This is a genomic window from Arsukibacterium sp. UBA3155 (assembly GCA_002364615.1).
Classification (GTDB): Bacteria; Pseudomonadota; Gammaproteobacteria; order Enterobacterales; family Alteromonadaceae; genus Alishewanella.
This window is the reverse complement of the sequence record DEYP01000025.1, coordinates 270,016-284,480: the sequence shown is the minus strand read 5'-3', so window position 1 is coordinate 284,480 and position 14,465 is coordinate 270,016. Positions and strand designations below refer to the sequence as shown.

At 49.5% G+C, this 14,465-nt stretch carries 12 protein-coding genes; 5 read left to right on the top strand and 7 right to left on the bottom strand.

All coding sequences use genetic code 11. The features are described 5' to 3' along the window. Positions 1-43: 43 nt before the first annotated feature. Positions 44-1,210, bottom strand: coding sequence for an MbnH family di-heme enzyme (locus B2X65_RS13215; protein ID WP_290613271.1), 1,167 nt, complete (start codon positions 1,208-1,210; stop codon positions 44-46). After that, the gene (locus B2X65_RS13210; protein ID WP_290613268.1) at positions 1,207-1,872 is read right to left on the bottom strand and encodes an MbnP family copper-binding protein; all 666 of its coding nucleotides are present in this window, start codon (positions 1,870-1,872) and stop codon (positions 1,207-1,209) included. The genes B2X65_RS13215 and B2X65_RS13210 overlap by 4 nt, the downstream gene beginning before the upstream one ends. A 220-nt stretch (positions 1,873-2,092) precedes the next feature. Between B2X65_RS13210 and B2X65_RS13205 the strand changes: the two genes are divergently transcribed. Further along, on the top strand, positions 2,093-4,834 hold the full coding sequence (locus B2X65_RS13205) for a choice-of-anchor B family protein (RefSeq protein WP_290613266.1): 2,742 nt from the start codon (positions 2,093-2,095) through the stop codon (positions 4,832-4,834). Here B2X65_RS13205 and B2X65_RS13200 read toward each other — a convergent pair. Beyond that, positions 4,818-5,156: an MGMT family protein gene (locus tag B2X65_RS13200; RefSeq protein ID WP_290613263.1), complete on the bottom strand. Its 339-nt coding sequence runs from the start codon at positions 5,154-5,156 to the stop codon at positions 4,818-4,820. The two genes, B2X65_RS13205 and B2X65_RS13200, sit on opposite strands and share 17 nt — an antisense overlap. A 40-nt stretch (positions 5,157-5,196) precedes the next feature. Then, complete coding sequence (locus B2X65_RS13195; RefSeq protein WP_290613261.1) at positions 5,197-5,610, bottom strand: YccF domain-containing protein; 414 nt, start codon at positions 5,608-5,610, stop codon at positions 5,197-5,199. A gap of 237 nt (positions 5,611-5,847) precedes the next feature. Here B2X65_RS13195 and B2X65_RS13190 point away from each other — a divergent pair, with 237 nt between their 5' ends. Further along, positions 5,848-6,216: a PadR family transcriptional regulator gene (locus B2X65_RS13190; RefSeq protein WP_290613259.1), complete on the top strand. Its 369-nt coding sequence runs from the start codon at positions 5,848-5,850 to the stop codon at positions 6,214-6,216. Further along, positions 6,216-7,175, top strand: coding sequence for an HAAS signaling domain-containing protein (locus B2X65_RS13185; RefSeq protein ID WP_290613257.1), 960 nt, complete (start codon positions 6,216-6,218; stop codon positions 7,173-7,175). Before B2X65_RS13190 ends, B2X65_RS13185 begins: the two co-directional genes overlap by 1 nt. Before the next feature lie 85 nt (positions 7,176-7,260). On the opposite strand, the gene B2X65_RS13180 is transcribed toward B2X65_RS13185, so the two are convergent. Beyond that, complete coding sequence (locus tag B2X65_RS13180; protein WP_290613255.1) at positions 7,261-7,482, bottom strand: hypothetical protein; 222 nt, start codon at positions 7,480-7,482, stop codon at positions 7,261-7,263. A gap of 223 nt (positions 7,483-7,705) precedes the next feature. Further along, the gene (locus B2X65_RS13175) at positions 7,706-7,918 is read right to left on the bottom strand and encodes a hypothetical protein (RefSeq protein ID WP_290613253.1); all 213 of its coding nucleotides are present in this window, start codon (positions 7,916-7,918) and stop codon (positions 7,706-7,708) included. A 202-nt stretch (positions 7,919-8,120) separates the two neighbouring features. On the opposite strand from B2X65_RS13175, the gene tadA reads away from it, so the two are divergent. Continuing rightward, the gene (gene tadA / locus B2X65_RS13170) at positions 8,121-8,648 is read left to right on the top strand and encodes a tRNA adenosine(34) deaminase TadA (protein WP_290613251.1); all 528 of its coding nucleotides are present in this window, start codon (positions 8,121-8,123) and stop codon (positions 8,646-8,648) included. A gap of 238 nt (positions 8,649-8,886) precedes the next feature. Here tadA and mltF read toward each other — a convergent pair whose 3' ends face one another. After that, a complete protein-coding gene (mltF, locus tag B2X65_RS13165; RefSeq protein ID WP_290613249.1) occupies positions 8,887-10,326 on the bottom strand; it encodes a membrane-bound lytic murein transglycosylase MltF in 1,440 nt (479 codons plus the stop codon). A gap of 150 nt (positions 10,327-10,476) precedes the next feature. On the opposite strand from mltF, the gene purL reads away from it, so the two are divergent. Beyond that, positions 10,477-14,370: a phosphoribosylformylglycinamidine synthase gene (gene purL / locus B2X65_RS13160; RefSeq protein WP_290613247.1), complete on the top strand. Its 3,894-nt coding sequence runs from the start codon at positions 10,477-10,479 to the stop codon at positions 14,368-14,370. Positions 14,371-14,465: the final 95 nt, after the last annotated feature.

The window sequence follows — 14,465 nt, the reverse complement described above, 5'->3', positions numbered from 1 at the left end:
AGGTTAGATATAGGATGCACGACTGTGTTGTGAAATTGTGCGATTATGGGTGTGCTAACCAAGGGTTACTATGCTCGGGGTTTGCGATAAATTGCGGGTCGCTAAGGCTGTTTAAAAAAGCCAGGACTGCCTCACGTTCGCTGTTAGTAAGTTTAAACCCGCGGACAAACTGACTTTTAGCCGGATGTTGCCGACCATCACCTGCATAGTGCCCTGCTGTTATCGTTCTGCCGCCAGCCTGATAAAAATCCAAAACCTGCTCAAGTGTTGCCAGACTGCCATCATGCATATAGGGGGCGGTCAGGGCAATGTTGCGCAGGGTTGGCGCCCTGAAGCGACCATCGTCAGCGCTGTTCATGGTAATTTCTGCCAGGCCGCGATCGTGTTGCGGGTAGCCTGGTGCAGCCCGGCCGGGCCGTGCTGCAAAATATAACCCGGTGTTATGAAATGGTCGCAAGTCTAAACGCTGCTGACTATGGTTGGTAGCCTGAGTGAAATTAAAACCACCATGGCAGTGATGACATTCCAGCCGTTCAGAGAAAAACAGGTTCATGCCTTCAATTTGCACTGGGCTTAGTGCTGCATCTTCATTCTGATAAGCATAGCGGTCAAAATCAGACTGGAACGACAGTAAACTGCGGACAAAACTGGCCAGGGCAAATACGACCTGCTGCATATCAGGCTGCTCACTATTAAACGCCTGCTGAAATAACTGCGGGTAGGGGGGGCGTTCAAGTCGTTGCATCAGTTGCTGCTCAGCGCCGGTTAATCCCAGCTCCACCGGGGTCTCGCTAAATAGCGGAATCAGCAACTGTTGTTCAATGTCCGTCAGGCCATCGTGGGCCCAGGTAAGCGTATTGTTATACGCCACGTTTACCAAGGCTAATGCATTACGTCGATGTTGCTGACCGGTGCTGCCGACTGAGCGACCGCTTGGCTCTGCAAAGGCAAATTGCTGCTGATGACAACTGGCACAGCTTTGCTTGCCATTCGCTGACAGCTGCTTGTCATAAAATAAATAGCGGCCAAGCTCTACTTTTGCCCGGGTCATCGGGTTTTCTGCAGGTACAACCGGGTAAGGCATGCCTTCTGGCAGTGGCCATTGCCAGCTTGAGTCTGGCGAAGTTGGCTTGCCACAACTGGTAAGCATTAGCAGCACTATCATGCAGAAAGTGAGTGGCATTTGCTTGCAGGATGCGAATAATTTCATGGAGCAGAGCTCGCCGGGCTCAATTTCCACGGGGCGGTCAGGGTTAAATTATCAAAAAGCCGCTGACAGCTAGTCTGCAGGCTGTCAGACATGCAGCTGTTTTGTTGACTAAGTACAATGTCAGACAGCAGTGCCGCCAGGTTGAGCTGCAGTTTCTGATTTGGCTGATAATCCAGTGTTACTTCAAAGGTATTAACAGCGCGGCATGGCAGTGCCGGAGGGCGCAAAACGCTGGCGGACTGACAGCCTGTCGACCCCAGGTGAAACGCCCAGCCATAGTCGGGGCCTTGCATATCCAGCCGTAAAAACTTGTAACCCAGTTGCCAGCTCCAGAACATTTCGCTGAAATTCAGCGGTGAGATTGCAGTCAGGGGGTTCTGATGGTTAATCGCAAAGGGCAGGCCAAGGGTGAAACTCAGTTGACCTGGAGCCAGCGGTTCAGCAAAAGTGAGCTGCCAGTTATCGTTGCCATGACAATCGGTACCAAGCAACGCTAAGCCTGGCTGCTGCCATGGTGTAATTGTTAACAATTGCGGTTGCTGATTAAGCTTAAAATCGCTGAGATAAAACCGCAGATACTGCAGTTTCCACTGTTCGTTTTGTATCGTAATAGCCTCATGGCAAACTATCGGTTGTTGCTGCCAGGCTGGGTTGATATTCATAATAGTTAGTGCTTTACGATCAGGCTTGGGGTTGCAGGCAATTAAAAGGCCGCTAGCCACAACAAAGGTTATACTCAGAAAAGCGGTTTTAGCAATATTCATAATTAGGTTGTGTTTAAAAAATCTACGGTTAACAATACGCTAAACCTATTAAAAAATCGACTGGCGATACAGGCAAATGCCGGTAAGGCCCCAGCGATAAATAAGCACAGGCACCGCTATGAAAACGATTTACTGTTTGTCACTCTTTAGCCTAATTACCCTCTGTTGGTTTTGTCCATCGGTACTGGCGCATGCTGAGCACGACAAAGCCCGGTTTGTGGCGGAGACCGGGCAAGACACCGGACGCTGTGACAATGTGTTGCGGCCTTGTCGCAGCATCGGCTATGCATTAAGCCAGGCAGGTAAAGGCGATAAGGTGCTGGTAGCTTCAGGTCATTACCAGCTTAATAGTGTTGATGATGCGGTATTACTGCTAAGCGAAATTGTGCCAGTGCTGGGGGGTTATAACCGTTTTGATCACTTTTTACAGCAGGCGCCGCAATTAAATCAGACCGTATTAACCGGGGTGCCGGTTGCATTCGTCAATCAGTTGAGCAAGCGCGGTTTTCGGGTTATCAGCGATGGTCCCGGACGTTTTGGCGCTGAGCTTAACCAGCAACTTGCAGCCCATACTGCGCTGGGACAGTCGCAGCAGAGCGCAGCATGTGTGAATGGTAAGGCAGGTATTTTTAATTGCGATAAGATTGATTTGTTAGGCCATTTGCCGTTGACCGATTTTAGTTCTGCACCCAGTTCAGCCAATGACATCTGGGGCCATGTCGATCTGAACAGCGGTATTGAATATGCGCTAATCGGTTTGAATAACGGCACTGCAGTGGTCAATCTGGCAGACGTGGCAGCGCCGGTCGAGGTAGGAACCATTGGTGGCACTAATACCACCTGGCGTGACATTAAAGTATTGCAGTTTTTTAATGATGAACTGGGTCGCTGGCAGGCTTATGCTTATGTTTCCTCTGAGGCCAACAATAATATTCAGATTATTGATTTAAATAACTTACCGGCGAGTGTGAGCCTTGCCGTTGCAGATACTGCAGCTCGTTCAGCCCATAATTTGTATATTAGCAATGTTGATTACACCACTAATACGGCGTTAAGTGGTCAGGTTCCTGCGCTACATATCGCGGGTCAGCCAGAGCAAGGTGGGGCGGTCTCCAGTTATAGCCTGGCCAACCCTTTACAGTTAAGCGCCAACTGGTTACAAACCGGTGCCAGTCGCAGCGATTACAGTCATGATGTTGCTTCCATGCTGATTACTGATCAGCGCGCCAGTAGTCAGTGTGACCGGCCAGAGTGCCAGGTGCTATTTGACTTTAATGAACAGAATATCAAACTATGGGATATAAGCGGTGCCAGCAACCTGGCGCTGGCTGATTTTAGTTACAGCCTGGCCAGCTATGTGCATTCCGGCTGGTGGAGTGAAGATCAGCAATACTTGTTTGTGCATGACGAACTGGATGAGGTAAATCACGGTTTAAATACCACAGTACGGGTTTTTGAGCTGAGTAATTTAACGTCACCAAGCTTAGCTGCCACCTTCAGCGGACCTACCAGAGCAATTGACCACAATGGCTTTGTCCGGGGTAACCGTTATTACATGTCAAACTATCAACGTGGTTTAACTATCCTTGATATTACGGACCCGACAATGCCGGTGCAAGCCGGGTTCTTTGATACGTTTCCTGCTGCTGATAGCGCAGCGTTTAACGGCATGTGGGGGGTGTATCCTTATTTGCCTTCCGGCATCATCATCGGTAGTGATATTAATAGTGGTCTTTATCTCTTTCGTGATAACACCACTAATCTGCAAGCCGGCGCACTGGCGTTTAGTCAGAATGAGCTGCGGGTGAATCCTGGCGATGTGGCGCAGCTGCAGGTAATTCGCTTAGGTGGCACGGCAGCAGTAAGCGTTGGCTATGAAATCCTGGCCGGGCGGGCTGAACCGGGTCTGGACTATCAGAATAGCAGTGGTCGCCTAAGCTGGGTGGCAAATGACAGTAGTAATAAAACCATCAGTATTACCACCTTGGATCGGGGGCTGGACGCGGGGCGCGAGCTGTTTATCCGATTATTTGACCCGAAAAATGGTGCCAGCCTGCACAGCCCCTCTTATGTGCGACTGCGCTTTGGCGATGATCCTCCCAGGGCCGGGGTAATTAGTCTGGCAGAATCGGCACTATCGGTGTTAGAAGCTGATAGCAGTGTAGAGATAATCGTACGCAGGCTCGGTGGTAGCGACGGGGCGTTAAGTGTCAGTTATCAGTTACAAAGCGGCACCGCGACCATTGGTGAAGATATTATGGCGGCCAGTGGCGAGCTGAGTTGGCCGGATGGTGACAACAGTGAGCGACAAATTGAGCTGCAAATTGTCGCTGATACGCTGTTGGAAGAGGATGAAACGGCGATATTGCGGTTATCCGGTAGTAACGGCACAGAGATTGGCGCGAGCGCTGAGCTTACTCTGACAATTTTAGATGACGACGCCAATACGCCGCCGATGGTCACTATTGGTGAAAATCGGCAGCTTAATGCCAGCCAGAGCGTGACCTTAACCGCAGTGGCAACGGATGCCGAGGGCGATAGGATAGGTTATCAATGGCAGCAAGACAGCGGGCCAGGCGTTAGTTTGCAAAACGCCAATAGCAGTACGGTTAGTTTTATTGCACCTGCCAGTAGCAGTCAACTGGTGCTAAGTGTTACTGCTACCGATGCCAGAGGTGCTGCTGCCACCGCCAGCATTACCTTAACAATAGTGGCCGGCCCAACACCATTGCCAACGCCGCCGCCGGCTGCAGCAGAATCATCCGGTGGCAGTATGCCGTTTAGTATGCTGCTGTTGGGAGTGTGGCCACTGTGGCGCAGAATAAAGCAGGGGTATAAGCCTGTTAATACTGCAACTTAAACAGCAGCTCGGCTAAGTCAGGCTGCCAAAGCGTCGCTTTGCTCACCCGGTTATGTTTTAGCACTACACCCTCGGCGAGCAAGAGTTGCCGCTGTTCCAGTGCAGTGGCTGAACCTGGGGCAAATCCCAGGCTGCGATCACTTCGCAGTACCCGGTACCATGGCACGGCCAGTTCTGTGGGAGCGTAGCCTAGTGCTTTACCCACTAACCTGGCCCGGCCCGGCAGACCGGCTAAATCAGCAACCTGGCCGTAGCTGGCGACTTTACCAGCGGGAATTAATAATACGGTCTGCCAAATTTTCTGGTAGTTCTCTGCCGTCAAACTCTGCTCCCAGCCTATGGCTGTTTAATAACTGCATGCGTTAAATCGCGCGGCGTGCCACCACTGTTTTACCAATCGGTGCCAGGCTTAACATCGCCAGCTTTAAATGCTGAATGCCAAACGGAATACCGATGATCGTAATAAAGCATACTATGGCATGGCCTAAATGACCTATCGCCAGCCAAATTCCGAATAGCAAAAACCAGATAATATTGCCGAGCAGCCCTAAGGTACCGGTGCCAATATCATCATATCGGTTAACATAACGCCGGTTTACTGCATCCTGGCCGAATGGCCAAAACGCCATCTCACCAATGACAAAGCAACTGCGGCCAAACGGAATACCAATAATACTGATAAAACACAATACGCCAACCAGCCACCACAGCAGTCCCATCACAAAGCCGCCTAATACAAACCACAGTATATTAAATATCAGTCTGAACACACTCATTTTTAGTCCTTATTACTTTAATTTCATGTGTTACAGGCAGAAAACGAGCCAATATTTTTATAGCGTATAAACAATAGCTTAAGTGATTTTAGTGATGTTCGAAATTTGATTAAAACCAAAATTTAGCAAAACTGACTATCTGTTGCTTGATTTTATACTGTGCGTCGCCTAGTATGTTGCTGTGTGGCATACAGTATGCGTTGCACAGTATGCAACAACCGTATACAAGGACGGATTATGACATCAGCTCAACTAGATAAAATGCGCCTGGAATTGCGTCGCGGCGTGCTGGTGCTGGCGGTGCTGGCATCGTTACGTCAGCGCCACTACGGCTACTCGCTGCGCCGGCAGTTGCAGGATAACGACATTGATATAGACGAAGGTACCTTATACCCGCTGGTACGGCGCCTCGCCGATCAGGGCTTACTTGACAGTGAATGGCAACAAGGGGAAGGGCGGGAACGGCGCTACTATCAAATATCTGAACTGGGTGCTGAATTGCTGGCACAACTTACCGGAGAATGGACCACCTTAAACAATGCCCTGGGGCCGCTGTTGCAGCCAGAGCAAACCATGCTTATTCAGCAGGAAGAGGAGAAAAGCTGATGGATTTAGTTAAACGTTATATCGCGGCGGTGCAACGCGAACTGCCTGAGCCAAAACGGCAGGAAATTGGCCGGGAATTGCAGGCCAATATTATGGATCAGCTGGATGCACTGGCTGAACAAACTGGCCAAGATCTTACCGACCAGCAAGTGGCTGATGTTTTGAAAAATATGGGGCACCCAACACAGGTAGCCCGCCAGTTTTGCCCAACCGAACCGCTGATCAGGGCGCATCTGATGCCGCTTTATAAACATACCCTTTTTATGGTGCTAGGTGTGTTGTTTGTACTACAGGTGGTTTTTATGACCAAAGCCTGGTTAACGGGTGCTGATTTCGGCCTGATACGCTTTATTTTGGGACTGGCATCGGGGTTTATTGAAGATGCGGTATTTGGCTTTACTGCTATTACTCTGGGGTTTGCGCTGATGCCAGTTAATGCTGCTGCGGGCTCATCTAAAACTTATGATCAATGGCATCCGAAACAGTTGCCGCCGGTAGGTGCTGGTTGGCAGCATATTAGCCTTAGTGATATTTTCAGCGATTTGGCGACCTATGCCTTTCTGTTACTGATTATCTGGTTACCATTATGGCAGCAAAATTTTGCTGTCACTGCTGCGGCTCAATCCGTATTTAGCGCACACGTTTTACCGTTACTGATGTGGTTTAGTCCTGTTATTGTCTTGGGAGTTATTGGTAGTTTGTGGCAATTAAGCCGTCGATTGTGGCATACGCCATTGCTACGGTTAAATGTGCTGGTTAACCTGGCTTTTACGCTAATGTTGTTAACTCTGGCATTAAGCGGGCCGCTATTGCAATTGGACACAGATAATTGGGTCCGCCACTTTGATCCAAACTGGCTGCAGCGTACGATTAAATTCTTCGTGTTAAGTTTGGCGTTAATACCGGCTTACGAGGTGGTGCGCGATCTGCTGCGGTTAAAGCGGTTGTCGGTGAGTTAAGTCTTTTTATAGCGACACGAATAAAGCCCTGCCATGGTTAATCTGGCAGGGCTTTCCAGAAACTGCGGTTCGTCGGATGTTTTATTTAATACTGCTGCGTTTTGCGGTTGTCACGAATTAGCCACCATACCAGCCAGACAAACAGCAGTAAGGGTGCCAGGGTAACAATTGCAGTGATGCCCAGGGCGAATACTGCCGCGACCAGACCAAGCAAAATGCCAAATACTGAACCGATAATAGCCAAAATAGTTGGCAAGCAGTAAATACCCAGTGCGACAGCAATAATAATAATGATTGTTTTGTTCATGAGCATAGTTCCTTATGTTGGTATAACTACAGTAGTTCAAAAGCTATGCCATAAATTAAAAACTATATTTAACAATTATTTATGAATTTATTGTCGGGGTTTTTATATAATGTACTACCCGTAAAATAGTGATTTTGACTAATTAATAGTGAATTCTGTGACACCTAAAAAGCAAAAAGCTGCCGGCGAAGCGGCAGCAGTAATGGGCTAGCTACGTGCTCAGTTATAATTTATTAATTTGATCTTTCAACTGATATGATTTGTCGGTGACTATGCTTTCCAGGGTACTCACGCGTTCTCTGAGTCGTTGCAATTCAACACGTAGTGCCTCAAATTCACCTTTGCCAGCTTTAGCGTTGTTTTTCATATACACTTCGTAAGCTGCGTAAGCCAAGCCGCCGATAATCGCGATGGCGCCAACTTCAAATGGTCCCATGATGTTCTCCTTTCTTTTGTAAGTATGTAATGAAGTATGTAACGAAAAGCAAAGCTGATGCCATGTTTTAATTAATATATAAATCAATAGATTAATTTATTTTTGCTAATCCGGCTATAGTATAAAAACTAAAAGTTTAGTCAATATCACCAGATAGTAGTGGTAAACTTGTTCAAGGTGATGAAATTAATTGTAAGGGTTTATGACCGATCAATTCTGGATGGACAAAGCGTTACAACTCGCCAGTAAAGCCGAGCAGGCCGGAGAAGTGCCAGTTGGCGCGGTCATTGTCAAAGATGGCCAGCTGATTGCTGAGGGCTATAACCAGATGATCCGTTTAAATGATCCGTCAGCCCATGCTGAAATGCTGGCAGTACGCCAGGCTGGGGCAGTGTTACAGAATTACCGGTTAACGGACTGTGTTTTATATGTAACTCTGGAACCTTGCAGCATGTGCGCAGGCATGCTGGTGCATAGCAGGCTGGCACGACTGGTATTTGGTGCCAGTGATTACAAAACCGGTGCCGCTGGCTCTATCATGAATTTGGTCCAGCACCCGAAATTGAATCATCAGCTTGAGGTAACGGCTGGGGTGCTGGCAGAGCAATGTGCGGCTGCACTATCTGCTTTTTTTCAGCGACGTCGCCAGGAAAAGAAGTTAGCAAAACAGGCAGCTGTCAACCCGGCTCTGGCTGGGGCGGCTCCTGAAGTCCCGGATGATCCTGCATAATGGTCTGATAATTACGCCGTCTGCGGTGCAATTTAACTAAATCGGTGTTTCGTTTTACCCGGCGCCGACTGGAACTAATGGCAAAGGCGCTGAGTTTACGGCGCTTTAACGCTGGTTTCTTGCGAGCAAGCATAATTAACCTACATTTGTTGCTGACGTTGCCTGGGCAACGTAAATATGGCGTTACTATAGTGCCGCCGCTTGCTGACAACAAGAGCCGGCAGATAAAAGAGCTTTTTTATTGTTTTATATCGGGTTTGGCGGCTGCGGTGTCAGCTCCCGGGGAAAATTGCTCCGTCAGCTTTAAGCGTTGCTGCTCCAGCCGTTGTTCAGCCTGCTGCTTTTCGTCAGTCCAAATCAATGTGTCGTAGTAACGACGGATATTTTCGACGTAAGTCACGGCTTCATCGCCTCTGGCATAGCCAAAACGGGTATGCTGGTAAACCGCTTTTTGCCGTAGTAAGGGTAACCGTTGTTTCACCTCCAGCCAGGTATCAGGGTCTGCTCCCTGGCGCTGAGTAAGAATGCGGGCATCCTCAACATGACCCCAACCAATGTTATAAGACGCCAGCGCAAACCACAGACGGTCTGGCATGGCGATACGTTCCGGGATCCGGCTGACCAGCCGGTGTAAATAGCGGCTGCCACCCCGGATGCTTTGTTCAGGATGTAACCGGCTGCTAACACCCATTTGTTTTGCAGTGGGCAGGGTCAGCATCATCAGGCCGCGCACCCCGGTAGGGCTGCGGGCTTTGGGATCCCAATGCGACTCTTGATAAGAAAGAGCCGCCAGCAATCGCCAATCCAGCTCGCCAGCATATTGGATAAACAAGTCTTTGTAATCAGGTAAGGTGTGGTTGATGGCATCAATATATTGCAGGGTGTCAACATAGTCGAACTGACTGACATGACCAAAATAACGGTCTTCCAGCGTAATCAGCTCGCCGCTCTGATAAATATTGCCAAAAAATTCAATTAAAACTGTCAGCAGGGAATCGTCAGTATCAGCAGCAAGTAACCAGGCCACCGGTAAATTTTCGCTAACGGTAAAACCAATGCTTAAATTGGGATAAAAACGCCGGTTTATGGCTAACTGATTCGAGTCGGTCAGGGTATAGGGTATGCTGCCATCTACCACCAATTGCAACACATCGTCGGCATCGAGATCTTTTTGTTCCTGCCAGCGCAAGTTGGGATGGTCAATGCTCAGTCTGTCAAGGGTCTGAGCATGGCTGCTGTCCTGAATAACCACAATGGGCTCTTTAATATCATCAAGCGAGCGCGGCCAGTCATCGCCTTGCCGAAATACCAGTAGTTCATTGATCCAACGATAGGCAGGCGCAGCCCGATATCGACTGAGTCGCTGTGAGGTTAGCGTGAGTCCGCCGGCAATAAAATCTACCTGGCCGGTATCCAGTTTTTGTAATAGCTCGTCTAAGTGGTAGCTGGGGAATAGTTCCAGCTTAACGTCCAGGCGATGTGCCAGGGTCTGCGCAAGCTCGTATTCAAAACCAGAGGGGCCATCAATACCAATAAAATAACTGGTTGGGCCATGCAATAAGCCAACCCGCAAACTGTCGCGCTGATAAATAGTGTCAAGCTGAGATGTTTGTTCTGTTACGGGCGTACAGGCGCTTAACAGACAAATGGCCAGCCAGAACAACACCTTTAGTTGCATGCCAAACCTGATATTTACTACTTTGGCGACTGTTATACCAAACTTAAGCTAAACAGTCAGTTTTTTCACATACCACTTAGCGTCAAATTTCTTTATAATAGCGCGCTTAAATCAGCTTCCATCGACGCTCAACCAACGGAACCCTAGCCTATGTTGATCCTGCGTGGTGCACCTGCACTGTCCGAATTTCGAATTGCCAAGTTACTTGACCAATGTGCCGAACGCGCGGTGCCGGTAACCACAATTTATGCCGAGTATATGCACTTTGCGCAAAATAGCGCTGCACTGAGCAGTGACGAACAAAGCACCCTGGATAAACTGCTGACTTACGGTCCGGCTATCGCCAGCCATGACCCTGTTGGCCAGTTACTCTTAGTCACGCCGCGTCCCGGCACTATTTCACCCTGGTCATCAAAGGCCAGTGATATTGCCCACAATTGCGGCCTAGGCAAAATTAAGCGGTTGGAACGTGGTATCGCTTATTACATTGAGAGTGAGCGTACCTTAACTAACAGCGAATTGAACGTAGTTAGCGGTCTATTACATGACCGGATGATGGAAGTTGTGTTTAGCGAGTTTGACCAGGCCGGCGCTTTGTTTGCGCATGCTGCACCGGCAGAGTTAAGTTCGGTTGATATTATCAGTGGTGGCCGTCAGGCGCTGGCAGAAGCTAATATGGCGATGGGCCTGGCGTTGGCGGATGATGAAATTGATTATCTGGTCAGCAATTTTCAGCAGTTAGGCCGCAATCCCAATGATATCGAACTTTATATGTTCGCTCAGGCTAACTCTGAGCACTGCCGCCATAAAATTTTTAATGCCGATTGGACTATCGACGGTGTAGTACAGCCTAAGTCATTGTTCAAAATGATAAAAAATACCTTTGAGCATACGCCCGATTATGTTTTGTCTGCCTACAAAGACAATGCCGCAGTAATGACCGGTTCCGCTGCGGGTCGGTTTTTTCCGGTGCCGGATACGGCCGAATACAACTATCATCATGAAGATATTCATATTCTTATGAAGGTGGAAACCCACAACCATCCTACCGCTATTTCCCCTTACCCGGGTGCGGCGACCGGTTCTGGTGGTGAAATACGGGATGAGGGCGCCACCGGTGTTGGTTCAAAACCCAAAGCCGGTCTGGTGGGGTTTTCGGTGTCGAATTTGCGGATCCCTGGCTTTACCCAGCCGTGGGAAACAGACTTTGGCAAGCCTGAACGCATAGTCAGTGCGCTGGATATTATGCTGGAAGGCCCGCTCGGTGGTGCTGCGTTTAACAATGAATTTGGCCGCCCGGCGATTAACGGTTACTTTCGTACTTATGAAGAAAAAGTAACCAGTTATAACGGTGAAGAAGTCAGGGGTTACCATAAACCTATTATGATTGCCGGTGGACTGGGCAATATTCGCACCGATCATGTACAAAAAGGAGAGCTACCCCCTGGCGCTAAGCTGGTGGTATTAGGTGGTCCGGCCATGAATATCGGTTTGGGCGGTGGGGCGGCGTCATCGATGGCCTCTGGTCAGTCTGCAGAAGATCTCGACTTTGCCTCAGTGCAGCGGGAAAACCCGGAAATTGAACGGCGCTGTCAGGAAGTAATTGACCGCTGCTGGCAGTTGGGCGACGACAATCCGATTTGTTTTATTCACGATGTTGGCGCTGGCGGTTTATCTAACGCATTCCCGGAGCTGGTTAATGACGGTGGCGTTGGTGGTAAGTTTGAACTGCGCAATGTACCGAACGATGAACCCGGCATGTCGCCGCTGCAAATTTGGTGTAACGAGTCACAAGAGCGCTATGTGATGGCCATACCGCCGGAAAAAATGTCGGTTTTTGAGCAGATATGTCAGCGCGAACGAGCGCCTTATGCGGTAGTGGGTGAAGCCACCAGTGAGCAGCATCTGACCTTGACCGATACACATTTTGGCAATACACCCATTGATTTACCGCTTAGCGTATTGCTGGGTAAAGCACCGAAAATGCACCGTGATGTGCAAAGCGCTAAAACCCCTGGCCAACCCCTGCGCCGTGAAGGTATTAGCATTGCTGATGCCGCTGAACGGTTGCTGCGCTTACCCACCATTGCGGAAAAAACCTTTCTGGTTACTATTGGCGATCGGACCGTTACCGGCTTAGTGGCGCGTGATCAAATGGTTGGTCCGTGGCAGATCCCGGTTGCCAACTGCGGTATTACTGCCGCCAGCTATGATACTTACCATGGCGAAGCGATGGCAATGGGTGAGCGTACCCCGGTCGCCTTACTGGATTTTGCCGCTTCTGCCCGCTTAGCGGTAGCCGAGGCCATCACCAATATTGCCTGTAGTGATATCAGCGATTTAAAGCGAGTTAAATTATCTGCCAACTGGATGTCTGCTGCTGGCCACCCGGGTGAAGATGCCGGGCTTTACGCTGCGGTAAAAGCCATTGGTGAAGAATTGTGCCCTGCCTTAAATGTGACCATTCCGGTTGGCAAAGACTCGATGTCGATGAAAACCAAATGGCAGCAAAATGGTGAAGAGAAGGCGGTTACTTCGCCAATGTCATTGGTAATAACGGCATTTGGCCGGGTAGAAGATATTCGTAAAACGGTTACCCCACAGCTTCGCACTGACAAAGGTGCCAGCAGTGTGTTACTTATCGACCTGGGTCAGGGCGCTAACCGCTTAGGTGCGTCCTGTTTAACTCAGGTATATAAACAATTGGGTGAAACTCCAGCTGATTTAGACAGCCCACAACTATTACTGAATTTCTTTGCGGCAGTGCAGCAACTGGTGCGAGAGCAAAAACTGCTGGCCTATCATGATCGCTCCGACGGTGGTTTATTTATTACTCTGGCAGAAATGGCCTTTGCCGGTAAAGCCGGTGTTGCCGCCGATATCAGCAGCCTGGGTGACGATGATTTAGCCGTGTTATTTAGTGAAGAGCCCGGTGCAGTGCTCCAGGTAGCTGACAGCGAGTTGGCATATGTGCAGCAGGTTCTGGCTGAGCATAAACTGGCCGCGTGCAGCCATGCGCTGGGTCCGGTAACGACAGATGACAAACTGTCCTTCAACCGTGGCGAGCACACCGTATTCAGTGACAGTCGCAACCGCTTGCGCTGTATCTGGGCTGAAACGACATACCAGATGCAGGCAATGCGTGACAATCCGGCTGGAGCACTGCAAGAATTTACAGCGAAAGCCGATGAAACCGATCCGGGTTTAAATGTCAGTCTTAGCTTTGACGCAAATGAAGACGTCGCTGCACCTTACATTGTGAAAGGGGTTGCACCCAAAGTCGCTATTTTGCGCGAACAAGGTGTGAACTCGCACCTTGAAATGGCCGCGGCATTTAACCGTGCCGGTTTTAGCGCGGTTGATGTGCATATGAGTGATATTCTGGCCGGGCGGGTTAAGCTTAGCGACTTTAACGGCTTAGCTGCCTGCGGTGGTTTCTCGTACGGCGATGTGCTTGGTGCCGGCGAAGGCTGGGCCAAGTCGGTATTGTTTAACGATATTGCCAGGGCGCAGTTTGCGGCGTTTTTTGAACGTCAGTCTACCTTCTCGTTAGGCGTATGCAATGGCTGTCAGATGATGTCTAACTTAAAATCCTTGATCCCGGGGGCAGAACTTTGGCCACACTTTGTCCGCAATAAATCAGAACGGTTTGAAGCGCGCTTCAGCCTGGTAGAAGTGCAGCAAAGTCCGTCACTGTTTTTCAGCGGCATGGCCGGTTCACGCATGCCAATTGCCGTGTCACACGGTGAAGGTCATGCTGAGTTTGCTAGCAGCGAAGCCTTCGCCAAAGCCAATCACAGTGGCACGGTGGCCATGCGCTTTGTCGATAACTTCGGCAAAGTTACCGAGCACTACCCTGCTAACCCGAATGGTTCAGCAGCAGGTATTACGGCGCTGACCACCACGGATGGCCGGGTTAGCATTATGATGCCGCATCCGGAGCGGGTGTTCCGCACCGTTGCCAATTCCTGGCACCCGGATGACTGGCAGGAAGACAGCCCGTGGATGCGCATGTTCCGTAACGCCCGGGTCTGGCTGGGCTAACATCTGTTTTGTGTAGCTAAAAAACCCTGCATTTGCAGGGTTTTTTATTGTTTACGTTAAGGTTTTCGCCCGACTTAAAACATCCTGAGCAGGTC

Bases quoted from the DNA above. Each gene is read 5' to 3' on its own strand.
- B2X65_RS13215 (WP_290613271.1), bottom strand. From the start codon at position 1,210: ATGAAATTATTCGCATCCTGCAAGCAAATGCCACTCACTTTCTGCATG.
- B2X65_RS13210 (WP_290613268.1), bottom strand. From the start codon at position 1,872: ATGAATATCAACCCAGCCTGGCAGCAACAACCGATAGTTTGCCATGAG.
- B2X65_RS13205 (WP_290613266.1), top strand. From the start codon at position 2,093: ATGAAAACGATTTACTGTTTGTCACTCTTTAGCCTAATTACCCTCTGT.
- B2X65_RS13195 (WP_290613261.1), bottom strand. From the start codon at position 5,610: ATGAGTGTGTTCAGACTGATATTTAATATACTGTGGTTTGTATTAGGC.
- B2X65_RS13190 (WP_290613259.1), top strand. From the start codon at position 5,848: ATGACATCAGCTCAACTAGATAAAATGCGCCTGGAATTGCGTCGCGGC.
- B2X65_RS13185 (WP_290613257.1), top strand. From the start codon at position 6,216: ATGGATTTAGTTAAACGTTATATCGCGGCGGTGCAACGCGAACTGCCT.
- B2X65_RS13180 (WP_290613255.1), bottom strand. From the start codon at position 7,482: ATGAACAAAACAATCATTATTATTATTGCTGTCGCACTGGGTATTTAC.
- B2X65_RS13175 (WP_290613253.1), bottom strand. From the start codon at position 7,918: ATGGGACCATTTGAAGTTGGCGCCATCGCGATTATCGGCGGCTTGGCT.
- tadA (WP_290613251.1), top strand. From the start codon at position 8,121: ATGACCGATCAATTCTGGATGGACAAAGCGTTACAACTCGCCAGTAAA.
- mltF (WP_290613249.1), bottom strand. From the start codon at position 10,326: ATGCAACTAAAGGTGTTGTTCTGGCTGGCCATTTGTCTGTTAAGCGCC.
- purL (WP_290613247.1), top strand. From the start codon at position 10,477: ATGTTGATCCTGCGTGGTGCACCTGCACTGTCCGAATTTCGAATTGCC.